The sequence below is a fragment of the Mobilitalea sibirica genome, assembly GCF_015999265.1.
Lineage (GTDB): Bacteria > Bacillota > Clostridia > Lachnospirales > Lachnospiraceae > Mobilitalea > Mobilitalea sibirica.
In genome coordinates this window covers 48,736-64,625 of the sequence record NZ_JAEAGR010000020.1, presented here as the reverse complement: position 1 = coordinate 64,625, position 15,890 = coordinate 48,736, and the positions used below count along the sequence as shown (strand labels likewise).

Sequence of the window (15,890 nt, the reverse complement as noted above, 5' to 3'; positions counted from 1 at the left end):
GTTGTGTGGTAACTCCAATTATAACTGAAAATAGGGGGTCATTGTTTTTTTTATTTTAAAAAGCTCTGTAACCCTTGAAAAATAAAGGGATCAAATAAAAATCAGTGTAAAATACTTTACACTAACTGACTAATACAAGGGGCATAAGCTATGATAATGGAAGGTCCATGATACTCCTCTGCTTCTCTAAAAGCCCTAATCAATTGCGTGTTATCCGCATGGATACCAACCTGAGCTACATATACATTACCATAGGTCATCATCATTCTGCCAAGGTCCTTTTTACCCTGTTTTTTACCGGATGCTGCAAACTTCGCTATCGCAGCCGTCGGTGTTGATTTCGAAGCCTGTCCGCCTGTGTTAGAGTAAACCTCTGTATCAAATACAAGAACATTCACATCCTCTCCCGATGCCATAACGTGATCCAGACCACCATAACCGATATCATAGGCCCAGCCATCACCTCCGACCAGCCAAACAGATCTTTTTGTAAGAAAATCTCTGTTTTGTTTAATTTCATCCACCAAATCGGCAATCTCTACATCTGTCGATACAAAGTGCTCCAGTACATCGCTTACCTTCCTACTGGTCTCTTCGGAAGCTTTCCCATCCTCTTTATAATGAATCCAATCATGAAATGCCTCTTTAACTTTTTCTTCTACATTCATTCCGTTCAGTTTACGCATATTGTCTTCCAGTTTATTACGAATCTGCTTTGCTGCCAGATACATACCAAAACCGTATTCTGCATTATCCTCAAACAAGGAATTTGCCCAGGAGGGTCCTTTTCCTTCACGATTTACTGTATAAGCCGTAGCTGGCGCTGAGGCACCCCAAATAGAAGAACATCCGGTAGCATTGGCAATCATCATTCGTTCGCCGAATAATTGTGTAAGAAGTTTTACATAAGGTGTTTCACCACAACCTGCGCACGCTCCGGAAAATTCATATAAAGGAGCTTTAAATTGACTGTCTTTAAAGGATGCACCGTAAGCTAAATTCTCCTTAAAGCTGACATGCTCTACGGCAAACTCCCAGTTTATCACCTGGGTCGGAAGTTGAGTCTCGATAGGTTGCATAATCAAAGCCTTACCCTTAGCAGGACATACATCGGCACAGTTACCACAGCCGGTACAATCCATCGGACTGATCTGAATTTTATAATGGTATCCGCTAAATGCCTTACCGCTTGCTTCTAAGGTGACAAAGGTTTCCGGTGCCTTCTTCTTCTCTTCATCATCCAGTAAAAACGGTCTTATTACGGCATGGGGACATACATATGCACATTGATTACATTGAATACAACGCTCCTCCACCCATTCAGGAACATTAACCGCTATACCACGTTTTTCATAAGCTGTTGTACCGGAAGGCATGGTTCCGTCTTCCCTACCTACGAAAGCACTTACCGGTAAATCGGTACCTTTCATCTGTGTCATAGGTCTCATGATTTTTTTGATAAATTCAGGTTCTTCTACCTCTTCATCTTTTTTACCTTCTCCACTCAGCCAATCCTGTGGGACATTAACCTTGTGTATTGCATTCACACCCTGATCAATGGCATCGTGATTCATCTTTACAACTTTTTCACCCTTTTTGCCATACATTTTATCTACAACATCTTTTAGCTCCCGTATATAGATATCTTCCGGTAATACTTTGGTTAATTTAAAGAAAGCTCCCTGCATAACCATGTTTATTCGGTTACCTAGCCCTATTTCTTCCGCTATACCGATCGCATTGATTGTATAAAAATCAATATTCTCTTCTGCCAGCTTCTTTTTCATATAACCGGGAAGATTGTCCGACAATTCTTCATCTGTCCAAAGGGTATTTAAAACAAATATCCCCCCGGGTTTTATATTTTGAAGTAAATCATATTTATTCACATAAGACTGATTATGACAGGCCACATAATCAGCGCTGTTAACCAGATAGGTGGATCGTATCTTTTCTTTGCCAAACCGTAGATGTGATACGGTTAAACCACCGGACTTCTTGGAGTCATAATCGAAATAAGCCTGAACATTAAGATCCGAATTATCTCCAATGATTTTTATCGCCTGTTTGTTGGCACCAACCGTACCGTCAGATCCAAGACCCCAAATCTGACAGGAAATCATTCCTTCCGGTTCAACATTAAGACCTTTTACCGGACTTAAGGAGGTCTTTGTTAGATCGTCTTCTATTCCGATTGTAAAGTTATTTTTCGGCTGTTCGGATTTTAAATTCTCATACACAGCAGCGATATGATTTGGAGTGGTATCCTTAGATGCCAGACCGTATCTACCTCCGATAATATAAGGAGCATCTTTCTTATCCTTGTAACAGGTACATACATCCACATACAAAGGTTCTCCAACAGCACCGGGTTCCTTCGTTCTGTCAAGCACTGCTATTCCTTTTACTGTACTTGGCACACTTCTAAGATAATGCTCCACAGAAAAAGGCCTATAAAGACGAACCTTAATCAGACCAAATTTTTCACCTTTACAGTTATAATAATCAATTGTCTGCTCAATGGTTTCGGTTACAGAACCCATTGCAATGATTACATACTCTGCATCCTCTGCTCCGTAATAATCGAATAAATTGTATTTTCTGCCCGTATATTCCGACATCTTTACCATATATTCTTCAACAATTGGTACCAGGTTCTCATAATAAGGATTAATTGCTTCTCTCTCTTGGAAATAGATATCCGGATTCTGTGCCGCACCGCGGATTACCGGGTGATTTGGTGAAAGTGCATTATCCCTGAATTCTCTTATCGCTTTCATGTCCACCATCTGTGCATAATCCCGATATTCTAAAGCTTCTACCTTCTGTACCTCATGGGAAGTTCGAAATCCGTCAAAAAAGTGTACAAAGGGCAATCTGCCTTTAATCGCGGATAAGTGGGCGATTGGAGCCAGATCCATTACTTCCTGAACCGAACCGGAAGCAATCAAGGCACAACCTGTCTGTCTTGTTGCCATAACGTCCTGGTGATCACCAAAGATAGATAACGCGTGGGTTGCTATCGCTCTCGCACTTACATGAATTACACCGGGTAAAAGTTCACCTGCACAGCGATATATATTGGGTATCATTAATAGTAGCCCCTGAGATGCAGTGAAGGTAGTTGTAAGAGCTCCTCCTTGTAAGGATCCATGAAAAGATCCGGCAGCACCGGCTTCGGATTGCATTTCCACGACATTAACTTCCTGTCCAAATATATTCTTTCTACCATTCGCAGACCATTCATCCGTTGATTCTGCCATACCTGAGGACGGAGTAATGGGATATATCGTAGCAACCTCCGTAAAAGCATAAGCTGCATATGCGGCAGCCGTATTACCGTCGACTGACATTTGAATTTTAGCCATCTTAAAAACCTCTCCTTCTATAACTTACTTCCGTTATCTACCCAATCCTTAGCATCCATTACTCTGTCTAAGGACGGTTTATTAACCAAATCGACTTTGTAATTCTTCTCAGAATTTTGCCATGCAGCTGTACCTTCATTATTCGTTGGGTCACACGAATGTAGCCGTTTATTGTTTCTTCCTTGAAAATTATCATCTTTACCTTTTACTATCATTTAAAAACCTCCATTCATAGATTTAATCAATCAGCTGTGTATCTGAATTTGATACGGATTTTCTCCTTTGTAATCTTTCTTGTTGCATCTGCTATGTTACATTGTTTCCTTTTTTCTACTTATCTATTACTATCTTTCCTTATGATTCATATTTTTTTAATATAATTATTTATAAGGGGTTATTGTATCAAAAATTAACAGATATATGTAGAAAGTACCCTAGATGCACTTTTCCTACATAGAATAAAGAAACATTAAGATTATAATAAAGATATATTAAGAGACCGCCCATAGAAAACGGGACCTGGAGTTTCCTTTCACTCGCTATTTGAAGAATGTTTTATATTGCTCCAAATAGGATTAAGGTAACCCTAGATCCCGTTTATTCTAATAAATTATGGTTGATGCATTCAAAGCTTTATTCAATCTGTACTTTCTTTTCCATCATTATACTATGAATTCTAAAAAATCAAGCTTACTCTTGCTGTCGAATAACTTTATTCATCCATGCTATTAGTTGCTAATATATAAAATACCCAATGTATTCGGACCACAGTGGCTTGATATGACACCACCGGCTCTGGTAACAATTACTTCCTTAAATATCTGTAAGTTATGTAAATAGTCTTTAACATCCTTAATCACATCTTCAGGGCATCCGGAATGAGTAATAAAAACTCTGGAAGTATCTGCATCCATAAGCTCTTTTTCTTTCTCTTTAACATATTTCATAATAACTGATTTTTGGTTTCCTCTATACTTCTTTGCCACTTCCATTTTGCCATTTATAACTACAATTTCCGGCTTTAATTTCAAAGTATTTGCAAGAAGAGCTGTGATACCGGAGCATCTTCCTCCCCGATATAAAAAAGTTAATGTATCAACTACAAAGCTGGATCGAACCTTTTCATTAATTCTATGGTTATCAGTCAGGATTTCTTCTGTGCTATAGCCTTTCGTTGCCAATTCAGCTGCTCTTAGTATCTGTAAACCAATTCCGGTCGATAAATTCTTAGAGTCTACGACATACAACTGTTTATACCCTAATTCTTCTGCAGCTAACCGTAGTACATTACAGGTAGCAGACATTGCCTCTGAAATCCCAAAAAAGATAAGATCCATTTCTTTTTCAACAAAAGGTTTCATAAAATCAACTGCATCTCCTATGGTAGGGGCCGCTGTTTTTGGTGTCTCACCATTAGCATTGGACCATTGATAGATTTCATCCGGCGTTATTTCCACCCCATCCTTCAAGGAATTAGCCCCTAAGGAAATCATTAACGGAAGAATACTGATATCATATGCTTCAATTAATTCTTTTGTTAAATCACAGGTGCTGTCTGCTAATATTTTTATGCTACTCATTCTACCATTCTCCTTTTTCCAAACAAGTGGTTACCATTAGTGTAGTTCAGTTATCAACCTTAATACAACAAACCTAATACTATTATAAATTATTTTATACTATGTAAAAAACTTTATTGATCACCCATTAAACTTGTATACCAATATATATTTAATTTCATGATAATTATTAAGTAACTCTTTGTCAATAAGTTTTATCCATAGTTTGTGTCAAGTACCTATTTGCAAAGTACCCGTTCCATATTTCTTCGTAGTATTCTTCTATGCCTTTTTCAATATATTCCATGCATTATAAAAAGGGTTAATGCAAAATACAGCTTTTCGAGAATTAATTGTTCTCATTCAAACTATTATGCATCAACCCCTGTTAGGTTTCTTCTTATTTATTCATCCATCAGACGCTTTTCGCCTTCTATCATTTTAATAGGACCAATATCCTGCGTAAACTCTAAAGTTCCAAGGAAGTTACCTTCTTTATCTCGGACCGCAAAATAGCGGATGAGAATGTATTTCTCTCCCATTCGGATCCAAAAGTCCTCATGATCTTTTTTCCCCGATTGAAGATCTTCCACTATCTTCTCTACCACATGGACACTTGCTGGTGGATGGCAGTTCTGAACCTTTCTTCCAATAATTGCTTTTGTCCTAGGAAAAATTCGTTCTTTTCCTTGGGTAAAGTATTTTACCACACCATCCTTATCTACGAATGTTACATCAACAGGAAGCGTATTAAGCATGGCCTCTATCTCCGGTTGCGACATAATTCCAGTATCAAAACGGATATATCCATCACCGGCCGGCTCTTCTCCCTGCTTTTGTACTTTTTCTTCCACATTCACCCTAGCCGGTTTCCATTCCTTTATAGGTTCGTAGATACAATAGCCAATTTCACCGCTTTCTGCAGCGATTTTCAACCATTCGTCTTCATCCAGTGTATCTAAAACCATAGGAAACAGAATGTTCTCTTCTTTGAAAATCATTTCATTGACCCTGTCAACAGATGCTTGTACTTTACTCAGTATCGTTTCCTTTTTGGCATCTGCTTTCTTTAACAATTTTATGGTATCTTTAATATCAGCTCTGATTTCATCATCTACACCCCACATAACCTTTGGCGGTGCTGTAATTCCATACTTCTCCATATAGGGAAACAAAAGATTCTCTTTTCTCAGATAATGCTTATCAATTTCCCACAGCTGACTCAATCCATCTAAGAGCTTCTTACGGGTATTTTCATTATCATCCTCTTCCAAATCCCTAAGTAGTGGTTCGATTGTCTTGCTCATCAATCTTTCCAAGGCTCTGTTTTCCATCTTAAAGGTATGAACCGGGTGACCAATAATTTCGCTCTGATTTGTTGGCTGATGAATCTCCTCTATTGAGCCCTTAAAAACGGCTGCATGAACATCACAAAGTCTTTGCACCTCTTCTACGGGCATACCTTCTTTAATCAAAGCATTTTCCATCACAGATATCTCTGTTGGTGATATTCCTTCGATTAACTTTGAAAATCTTTCCTTTACTTCCTCCACGCTTTTACCGTCATGGAGCTCCAGAATTAATTCTTTTAACACCTTTTGTCTATATTCCCGATTATTAATATATTCACTCATTTTCATACCTCCATTCGAATCTTAATATTGATCATACCTTGTATTTTTTATGTTTACTTTATTTGGATCTGATTTATGATACTATACATCCTAGGAATAAGCAATATTTAAAAACAAAATCCAACTATCTCTTACCGGGGCAAGTCAATCTTATCTTTATTTTTTTCATAATATAAAACACCGGCCAACATGATGATAAAACAGATTCCAGCGTAATAGACGAATAACGGATGGGTTATACTTCCTGATATAATAACCAAGGAACCTCCCATAGCAAGGATCGGAATGATGTATCCCTTAAATATACTTTGAATAGATCCTTTTCTTGCCAGACGAATTACAGCATAATATAGTAGGATATAATTTAAATAGCTTATTCCAATTGCAATCTCAGATACGTCACCCCGCATACCTAATTTTTGTGATAAGTAGTGGACTAACATCCATCCGATAGACAGAACATATGCGAACAAAGCTGAATTCAGAGGCATACCACCTAAGTTTTTATGTTCTTTCGCTAAAATCTTACTGCCCGGAATCATATTTCTGAGAGCCAAAGAATATGGCATTCGGATAAAGCCTAATACAATACCATTAACCGTACCGATGACGGATATAATTACAAAAATCAAGAGGATTTTTGCTCCGATCCGACCAAATATCATCTCAGAAACTAAAAACACAGAGGAATCCTTTTGTTCCAATATGGTTTCCGGACCAACCATAGATACAATACCGACAAAATATGCCGCGTAAGCCAGCAGAATAATAAAAGGTGATACGGTCAGAGCAAGCGGAAGATTACGTTTACTGTTCTTGATTTCATGACAGATCGACGTTGATACAATCCATCCGTCAAAAGAAAATGCAATCGGTGCAAAAGCAGCGAGCCAGCCAAAGGAGGTGGTTGCCTCACCGAAATTATTAATATCCTGTGCTATAAACTCCTGTGGATTTCCAAAGATTAGTCCTGCTACTGCTATTATGATTAGCGGTATTAACTTAATGATCATAGAAGCATTTTGAACATGACCACCCAATCTGGCGGATAGTATATTAATTACAAATAAAAGGGTTAAGCTAACAATACCGATAAAAATCTGAATTTCCAGGGAAGCATTTATGCCAAATAACTGGCATGTAAAAATTCCAATTACCCAGGATACAACTGCCGCTAAGGTTGGCAGATATAAAAATGTTTGAAACCATCCGAAAGCACTGGATATTCCCATACTTACGAACTCCTGTGCATAAGCAATCAACCCTCCGGGCTTATCCGTTCTCGTAGCCAGCTGTGAGATGGCTAAGCAGCCGAACACAATCGCCACAGCAGCTACAAAAAATACGATGATACCCAATAATATGTTGCCTCCGGTATAGCTTAATATGTCATCTGATTTAAAGAAGATACCGGAACCGATGACAATACCGGTTATCATGGTTACTGCTGTAAATAGTCCATAAATTCTCTTGTTCATTCTGTAAGATTATCCTTTCACACGTCATAATATTAGTCTGGTCAGAAAATATAATTCCTGATAAAATACGTCGGATTTTTATCCAACTCTGCTATATTACACCGTTTATAGCCATAACGTCAATTTAAATATAAAGCATTTTATTGCTATTTGCCTGTACTGAAATACGACGTTTATGTATTTGACTTTACTATTATTTCGCGAGTCAGAATATTATGTTGTTATGTAACTTTTTTAGCACTGCAGAGAAGCCATCCCATCAAGCTTCCCTACAGACGGATTGTTCGCCTATGCTAATAATATTGCCCTGACAGGTGCTGCTTCCACACCGGGAATTAATATGGGTGCAGCAAATAAAAAGTAATCTCCCTCCGGGATATCCTTCAAACATAGCCCCTCTAGGATAACAATTCCGGCTTCCATAAGATTGATATGTGTTTCATGCTCCGATTGGTTACGTTCGATACCAAGGGAATCTATTCCCACACCTGTTATCCTTTTTTCAACCAAGTAATTTGCCCCAGTCTTATCTAAATAGATAAAATCCTTCTCTAGAATATCTTCAAAAGAGTTTTTGGTTTTTAGAATTATGAAATCATCTGCTTCTATCTCCTTGGTTATCAGGTGTTCCTTCGTTATCTTTTCATCTGCATTCGTTAAATCGAGAACTTTACATCCAGTTATTACCTGATTAAGATTAAGACTTTCAATCGTATTTCCATCGGGAATCATATGCAGATTGCGATCAAGATGAGTTCCGGTATGAAGATTCATTTCAATCTTACTTTCAAATGCCGATCCGTTAGTAAAATCACTTTCTGTTTTTATAATTGGTCTCTTTGCTTCCTTTCCTTTATAAACCGGCATTTCATGAGTAATCGGCATAGAGATATCATATATTTTTTTAAAACTATTCTTGAAGTCCATATTCATCCCCTTATCATTTTTTATACATTCCACCATTTTCTTCCGTCCTTTGCCAGTAATTCAAAAGCTCGTACCGGTCCCATGGACCCGGAATCATAATTTGGAAAATTAACTTTCTTTTGCTCGCGATATTTTATTATCTGATCTGCCACTGACCAGGCCGCTTCCACCTCATCCCACCGGGAGAATAAAGTTGCATCTCCTCTAAGGATATCATATATTAGTCTTTCATAAGCCTCCGGTGTATTACCCTGTGTTGGGCTTTCATAACTTGTGTCCATCTTAGTTGCTACGATATCATTGTGGGTACTAAAATTCTTGGTATTAAATTGAAAGAAAACACCTACACTCGGTTGAATTCTAAGGACCAGCAGATTAGGTTCCTGAATATTGCGATCCTTAAAATACAGAATATTTGGTAAGTCTTTAAATTGAACTACGATCTCTGCAGATTTGGTTCCCATACGTTTACCGGTGCGGATATAGAACGGAGTTCCTGCCCAACGAAAGTTATTAATATGAAGTTTGAGCGCAACAAAGGTTTCGGTATTAGAATTCGCCGGTACATTTTCTTCTTCCCGGTAACCAACCACCGGTGTACCGTCAATAACACCCTTACCATATTGACCAAACACTACGTTATCTCGTAAAAATTCCGGTGTGATTTCCTCAATCGCTTCAATTACTTTTTGTTTCTCCGTACGAATGGAATCGGTTTTTAGATTCACCGGTGGTTCCATTGCAACCATGGATAAAATTTGCATGATATGATTTTGCAGCATATCCCTCATGGCTCCCGAATGCTCATAATACCCTCCTCTGGTGCCTACCCCCAGTTTTTCTGTGAGGGATATCTGAATATTATCGATAAATTTATTATTCCAGATTGATTCAAATATTGAATTACAAAAACGAAGAACCATAATATTCTGAATCATTTCCTTGCCTAAATAATGATCGATACGATAGATACTGCTTTCATCAAAAACCTCCAACAACTTATTATTAAGCTGCCTGGCAGTCTTTAAATCTTTTCCGAAGGGTTTTTCGATGATAAGTCTGCTCCAGGCATCCTTTTTCTTGCCCATATTACTTTGTTGCAATCCCTGTACGATGGTTTCAAAATACTCTGGTGCAACTGCCAGATAAAAAACTCTGTTTCCGCCGGTATGTGCAGTTTCATCTAGTCTGTCTAAATACTCATTTAGAGCAGTAAATCCTTCTAAATTCGTAAAATCAAATCTATAATAATGAATCATTTTATTGAGTTTTTCCCATAGTTTATCATCAACTTTATTTCTGGAATGCTTCTGAATTGCTTCATGTATTTCACTGCGATACTCTTCCTCTGTTTTATCTCTTCTTCCTACCGATACAATAGAAAACTGTTCAGGTAAGAGACCGTCTAAAACCAGATTATATAAGGCAGGCATCAGCTTTCTATGGGTTAGATCCCCAGTACCACCAAATATTACCAGTATAGCAGACAAATTACCATCTCCATTTTTTAAATTATCATTGTCTATCATAAGCGAATTTCCTCCTTATCCATTGCTTAAATTCCTATCTACCACTTGGTATGATAAATTCCGTCCATATCTATCCTCTGATAAGTATGTGCACCAAAATAATCTCTCTGTGCCTGCAATAAATTCATCGGAAGCTCCTTTGACCGGTAACTGTCATAATAAGCTAAAGCACTGGAAAAAGCGGGCGTCGGTATTCCTGCGGAGATTGCTTGTTTAACAACTTCTCTCCATTCCATCTGATACTGGCCAACAATATCTTTAAAATAGTCCTCCAACAATAGATTAACTAGTTTGTGATTTTTATCATAAGCACTCATAATATGATTTAAAAATTGTGCTCGAATAATACATCCTCCCCGGAATATCTTGGCGATATCTCCAAGTTTTAAATCCCATCCAAATTGTTCAGAGGCCTCCCTCATCAATCCAAAGCCCTGGGCATAGGAGCATATTTTGCTAGCATATAATGCCCGACGTACTGCCTCTGTAAAATCCTTTGATTTTTTATCAAGGTTTTCAGGTCCTTTCAATACTTTACTTGCGTTCACCCTTTCCTCTTTCATGGAAGAAAGATAACGTTCATACACAGCTGTGGTGATAGTAGGAGTAGGCACGCCTAAATCAAGCGATATTTGACCGGTCCATTTACCGGTTCCTTTCTGACCAGCCACATCAAGAATTAAATCCACCAGATATTGCCCTGTGTTGGGGTCTTGTTTTGTAAATATATCAGCGGTAATATCAATCAGATAGCTGTTTAACTCTCCCTTATTCCACTCTTTAAATACTTCATGAAATTCAGGGGGTGTCAAACCAATTACCTTCTTCATGATCAGGTATGCTTCACAGATCAGCTGCATATCGGCATATTCAATTCCGTTGTGAACCATTTTTACGAAATGTCCTGCTCCGTTTTTACCGATATACGTACAGCAGGGTTCGTTATCCACTTTTGCAGAAATGTCTGTTAATACAGGCTCCAGCATCCGATATGCCTCTTCTTCACCGCCAGGCATAATCGCCGGACCTCTTCTGGCACCTTCTTCTCCGCCGGATATTCCTGTTCCTAAAAAATGATATCCCTTCTCTTCCAGCTCTCTACTTCTTCTTATGGTATCTTTATAGTAGGAATTGCCGCCATCCATCAAAATGTCACCTTTTGAAATTAATGGCAACAAATTCTTTATTGTAGCATCAACAGCATCCCCTGCTTTCACCATCATTATGATTTTCCTTGGTGTTTCAAGGGACTCAACAAATTCCTCCAACGAATAAGTTCCTATCAGATTTTTGCCTTGTGCTTCCTTTAATAATTCATCCGTTTTTTGAGCAGAACGGTTATATACCGATACTGAATAACCATGATCTGCTATATTAAGCGCCAAATTTTTTCCCATGACCGCTAAACCAATCACACCAACCTGTTGTTTTATCATATTGCTTTCCTCCATTCTTTCCAGATACGTTTTTTCTTCCAGATGTTATTATTCATTTGTAGGGTCCCCTGTGGATTGTCGTAATATATACGTTAAGAGGGGGATATAAGTCAAACATTTGTCTTATGCCTTGTTTCGATTGTAATTAACAAACAGAGATTTGTAAAATTTCGAATCATAATTTGAATTAATTTATAATTTATATAATTATTATAACATATATTTCTTAATTTTCCATTTTAACCGAATTTGTTATATAACTCTCCCAAATACAACTCAATTATCTTATATTATATACACTCAAATAATGTCATATCCCTCATTACATAAGGTTTCTTTTATCTTATCCATAGGTATCTTTTTTAAAACAGAGCCCTTAGGAAGGGTCATAAATCTTCCTACTGTTTGTAACATCCCCGGTTTCGTTATATCCGTAAAACCCAATTTTGTTAAAACATCCGGAAGCCCCGGATACTCATTGCATAATTCATAAATTGATTTTTTTAAATCGATTACTGCCTTTTGTGTATTATCATTACTTTTCATAATATCATCCTTTTCATTCTTTCGTTCTAATAACCGAAAAGATAATATAGTTATCGTTTTATCATATTATTATCTTATTATGGTGATTTTTCTGTGACTTAAATCACATTTCCAGAATTTATTTCCATACTATAGATCCAGCGAGTGTGAATCCTGCCTGGTTTTTATGGAACTCGTAGCTTTTCTATCGATTTGGGTATGAAAAGTCTTTCTCTAAACTTGGATTCATAGATTTGCACATACATTTTCTTTATTCAGAGTGATGCAAACATAGTTTATTTTTATATCATAAAAAACCGGATTATTAATTATACTTTAAATGTAAGGAACAATTAATAATCCAGCCAATATAATTTATTATGATTGCTATTTTCAACGATAACTTGCATTACCGTTTCGTAAGTACTGATTTAACTAAATGTTAGTATTTCCTTGTTGTCTTAACCTAGAATACTAGTTCATCAAAGATTTCCTTCACTGTTGTCATTTCTTTTAAACGATGGACATTATCTCCGCAAAACACTAAACCACCTTTAATATTCCCTTTTACGGCCTCAATCAGGGCTTTGGTTATACAATAGGGTGTTTCTCTCGGATTACAATGTTCCAGACAATGAAAGCACTTATCAACCGGTATTTTTGCACATCCTACATCTTCCATAAACGATGTCATAATAGCTCTACCCGGCATCCCTACCGGACTGATTACTATTTTAATATCTTCTTTCTTTGCATTAATGTAAGCTTGCTTAAATTCATCACTGGCATCACACTCTTTTGTTACAACGAATCTGGATGATATCTGAACGCCATCTGCCCCTAAAGATAAGGCATGCTTTATGTCTTCTTTATCAAAGATACCTCCGGCAACAACTACCGGTATCTTCTTCTGATATTTATCTTCAAATTCTTTCTTATATTCTATAATACTTCTAATTTCAGAATCATAATCAAGTTCATCAATATGATCTAATTGATCTTTCGAAAAACCTAAGTGTCCTCCGGCACGGGGACCCTCTATGACAATTAGATCTGCAGTGGATTGATATTTCTTATCCCACATCTTAAGTATGACAGAAGCTGCCCTTAGGCTGGAGACAATAGGCGCTATTTTAGTTTTAAATCCCCTCACAAGTTCCGGTAATGTTATCGGAAGTCCTGCACCAGATATAATAAGATCTGCTCCTGCCTCACAGGCTGCCTTAATATACTTCTCATATTGCTTGGTGGCAACCATAATATTAACTCCTATGAGACCACCATTCGCTTTTTCTCTTGCTAGATCAATATGTTTTTTAATAGCAACCAGATTGGTTGGTATTTGACGCTTGTTAAAATCTGGTTCATCATATCCTATTTGGGCTGTTGATATTATTCCAATTCCACCTTCGGCGGCAACCGCTCCTGCTAATCCTGATCTGCTAACACCTACTCCCATACCTCCTTGAATAATTGGAACTTTGGCTATCAAATCCCCTATAACTAATGGCTTCATCATCATATTTCCTCACTCCTTATGTCTATGTTTCAACATTGCGTACTGTTTCAATCTAATTACTTTGATTATCAAACTATTCTTTCTATAATATCCGGTGTCTCCACCGGTATGATATTAATTATAAGCTTATAGGGTGATGTTGTCAATATATTATAGTATATTTTTCTATGTAATGTAGTTTCAATTACTATATCAATACAAATCTTTACAAAGTTGGGAATTAATGAACTGATTGAATAAAGACAATACTTTATATTTATTGATAATTAGTATGTAATGTCTCAGATTAAGTTTTACAACTTATATCTAAGACATTTAATTGATAAAAGTAGAGTGAGGATTGCAAGCTTGTATCTTATCTATTGCTTAGGAATTTTGGAAAGGTGCCAAATCCAATCGGATAAAATATCCTCGGTCATGATGACAGACCGGGCACTCTTTAGGCACTTCTTTCCCCCAATGAACATGACCACAGTTTAAACACATCCAACCAACTTCAACATCGGAAATAAAAAGCTTGTTTTCCTCTAACATTTCCGCAAATCTGGCAAAACGGTCACCATGAGTTTTTTCTATTGCAGCAATTTGATGAAAGGATGCGGCTACCTTGTTAAAGCCCTCTTCTTTTGCTATATCTCCAAAACTTTTGTAAACCGGATCATATTCCTCATATTCATTGTGCTGTGCCATTCGTAAAAGTTTTGCCACATCATCTGCAATATCTACGGGATATGCTCCGTCTACAAGAATGTTTTCACCGGCTAATTCCTTTAGATGATCATAAAATATCTCTGCATGTTCCTTCTCTTGATTGGCTGTAAACCGAAATATTTCGGAAATCACATATAGCTTTTCTTTCTTAGCCTGAGATGCTGCAAAGGTATAACGGTTTCTGGCTTGACTTTCTCCGGCAAAAGCCCTCATAAGATTATCCTTTGTTTGACTTTTCTTAAAATCCGTTGCCATAATTCATAACCTCCAAATAATAATGTATTTTAAGTATACCCAAATATGGTACAAACTCACATTAAATTCATTATATTTATATGAATCCAATATTAATCAAATATTATTTTGTTTTTAGAGGAGGTTAAATATACATATTTATAGAAAAACACCATTAATTTCTTCAGATAATGAAAATAAGATATACGACATTATCTGATGCCCAAAAATTCTTCGTGCTCGTTACTTGTTATCTGGGATCATAGTCTTTCAGCAATATATTATTCTCCAGATGAATATGCTGGTGTAGATCCTTCTCCAATTCCTCCAGCATTGCATAGGCTCTTTCATAGGTTCCACATGCATCATCAGGGACCTTGTAATCATTGGTTGCTGTACGGAGTTTTTCCAGGATTTTTCCAGCCGCTTCATGCTCGCCAATAATATCTGACGACAAATGGAGTATTTCATGCTGGTTTTTATAATCCTGATAGAGTGCAGGGAACAACATGGTCTCTTCTTTTAATAGATGCTGCTCTAAATCTGTTTTTAGACCTCCAAACAGACGATATACCTCAAAAAGCTCCATATGATTTTTTCCATGAACTCTTAGAATGGTATTAAGAATTTCTGCAATATCCGGTAGCGCTCTACGTAGATAGCTGTGATGGGTATCTTCAATATAGGAGGATAAAGCCAGGGAATTCATCTCATTAAAGTTTTTGTTGCTTTCATATTCACTCTTACGAACCTCCTGTGCTAGTCTTATTCTCTCATAAATCTCTGTTTCATTAATTCCTTGCTCTGCAATAACATCTGCCAGTTTTCTATGGCCTCCACAGCAAAAATCAATGTTAAAGTCTTTAAAAATATCAGTTGCCTGTGGAAGTTCAGCTACCACACTTCCGATTGTTGCATTTCGATCAAGTAAATTCATCATAAATCTTCCTCCTTAAATCTGTAATACGTT

The 15,890-nt window shown here is 37.1% G+C and carries 12 protein-coding genes; all 12 read right to left on the bottom strand.

The features are described 5' to 3' along the window. Positions 1 to 116: 116 nt before the first annotated feature. The 12 genes from nifJ to ric all read right to left on the bottom strand — a co-directional run bounded on the left by nifJ (position 117) and on the right by ric (position 15,860). Positions 117 to 3,368, bottom strand: coding sequence for a pyruvate:ferredoxin (flavodoxin) oxidoreductase (nifJ, locus tag I5677_RS15810; protein WP_197662622.1), 3,252 nt, complete (start codon positions 3,366 to 3,368; stop codon positions 117 to 119). Positions 3,369 to 3,385: 17 nt separating this feature from the next. Further along, the gene (locus I5677_RS15805; RefSeq protein WP_197662621.1) at positions 3,386 to 3,583 is read right to left on the bottom strand and encodes a CDIF630_02480 family spore surface protein; all 198 of its coding nucleotides are present in this window, start codon (positions 3,581 to 3,583) and stop codon (positions 3,386 to 3,388) included. 513 nt (positions 3,584 to 4,096) lie between these two features. Then, positions 4,097 to 4,948: a DegV family protein gene (locus I5677_RS15800; RefSeq protein ID WP_197662620.1), complete on the bottom strand. Its 852-nt coding sequence runs from the start codon at positions 4,946 to 4,948 to the stop codon at positions 4,097 to 4,099. 383 nt (positions 4,949 to 5,331) lie between these two features. After that, positions 5,332 to 6,561 (bottom strand): DUF438 domain-containing protein, encoded by a 1,230-nt coding sequence (locus tag I5677_RS15795; RefSeq protein WP_197662619.1) that lies wholly within the window; start codon positions 6,559 to 6,561, stop codon positions 5,332 to 5,334. A 131-nt stretch (positions 6,562 to 6,692) separates the two neighbouring features. After that, positions 6,693 to 8,039: an APC family permease gene (locus I5677_RS15790; protein WP_197662618.1), complete on the bottom strand. Its 1,347-nt coding sequence runs from the start codon at positions 8,037 to 8,039 to the stop codon at positions 6,693 to 6,695. Positions 8,040 to 8,327: 288 nt separating this feature from the next. After that, positions 8,328 to 8,966, bottom strand: coding sequence for a cyclase family protein (locus I5677_RS15785; protein WP_197662617.1), 639 nt, complete (start codon positions 8,964 to 8,966; stop codon positions 8,328 to 8,330). 20 nt (positions 8,967 to 8,986) lie between these two features. Next, the gene (gene zwf / locus I5677_RS15780) at positions 8,987 to 10,495 is read right to left on the bottom strand and encodes a glucose-6-phosphate dehydrogenase (protein WP_197662616.1); all 1,509 of its coding nucleotides are present in this window, start codon (positions 10,493 to 10,495) and stop codon (positions 8,987 to 8,989) included. A 38-nt stretch (positions 10,496 to 10,533) separates the two neighbouring features. Continuing rightward, entirely contained in the window at positions 10,534 to 11,931 is a 1,398-nt protein-coding gene (gndA, locus tag I5677_RS15775) for an NADP-dependent phosphogluconate dehydrogenase (protein ID WP_197662615.1), read from the bottom strand. Positions 11,932 to 12,231: 300 nt separating this feature from the next. Further along, positions 12,232 to 12,477, bottom strand: coding sequence for a DUF1858 domain-containing protein (locus I5677_RS15770; protein ID WP_197662614.1), 246 nt, complete (start codon positions 12,475 to 12,477; stop codon positions 12,232 to 12,234). Positions 12,478 to 12,922: 445 nt separating this feature from the next. Further along, positions 12,923 to 13,975: an NAD(P)H-dependent flavin oxidoreductase gene (locus tag I5677_RS15765; protein ID WP_197662625.1), complete on the bottom strand. Its 1,053-nt coding sequence runs from the start codon at positions 13,973 to 13,975 to the stop codon at positions 12,923 to 12,925. Between the two features lie 366 nt (positions 13,976 to 14,341). Beyond that, positions 14,342 to 14,941 carry a rubrerythrin gene (gene rbr, locus I5677_RS15760; protein ID WP_197662613.1) on the bottom strand — a complete coding sequence of 200 codons (600 nt, stop codon included), beginning with the start codon at positions 14,939 to 14,941 and terminating at the stop codon, positions 14,342 to 14,344. A 229-nt stretch (positions 14,942 to 15,170) separates the two neighbouring features. Next, positions 15,171 to 15,860, bottom strand: a complete 690-nt coding sequence (gene ric / locus I5677_RS15755) for an iron-sulfur cluster repair di-iron protein (protein ID WP_197662612.1) — start codon at positions 15,858 to 15,860, stop codon at positions 15,171 to 15,173. Positions 15,861 to 15,890 lie beyond the last annotated feature (30 nt).

Bases quoted from the DNA above. Each gene is read 5' to 3' on its own strand.
- nifJ (WP_197662622.1), bottom strand. From the start codon at position 3,368: ATGGCTAAAATTCAAATGTCAGTCGACGGTAATACGGCTGCCGCATAT.
- I5677_RS15805 (WP_197662621.1), bottom strand. From the start codon at position 3,583: ATGATAGTAAAAGGTAAAGATGATAATTTTCAAGGAAGAAACAATAAA.
- I5677_RS15800 (WP_197662620.1), bottom strand. From the start codon at position 4,948: ATGAGTAGCATAAAAATATTAGCAGACAGCACCTGTGATTTAACAAAA.
- I5677_RS15795 (WP_197662619.1), bottom strand. From the start codon at position 6,561: ATGAGTGAATATATTAATAATCGGGAATATAGACAAAAGGTGTTAAAA.
- I5677_RS15790 (WP_197662618.1), bottom strand. From the start codon at position 8,039: ATGAACAAGAGAATTTATGGACTATTTACAGCAGTAACCATGATAACC.
- I5677_RS15785 (WP_197662617.1), bottom strand. From the start codon at position 8,966: ATGGACTTCAAGAATAGTTTTAAAAAAATATATGATATCTCTATGCCG.
- zwf (WP_197662616.1), bottom strand. From the start codon at position 10,495: ATGATAGACAATGATAATTTAAAAAATGGAGATGGTAATTTGTCTGCT.
- gndA (WP_197662615.1), bottom strand. From the start codon at position 11,931: ATGATAAAACAACAGGTTGGTGTGATTGGTTTAGCGGTCATGGGAAAA.
- I5677_RS15770 (WP_197662614.1), bottom strand. From the start codon at position 12,477: ATGAAAAGTAATGATAATACACAAAAGGCAGTAATCGATTTAAAAAAA.
- I5677_RS15765 (WP_197662625.1), bottom strand. From the start codon at position 13,975: ATGATGAAGCCATTAGTTATAGGGGATTTGATAGCCAAAGTTCCAATT.
- rbr (WP_197662613.1), bottom strand. From the start codon at position 14,941: ATGGCAACGGATTTTAAGAAAAGTCAAACAAAGGATAATCTTATGAGG.
- ric (WP_197662612.1), bottom strand. From the start codon at position 15,860: ATGATGAATTTACTTGATCGAAATGCAACAATCGGAAGTGTGGTAGCT.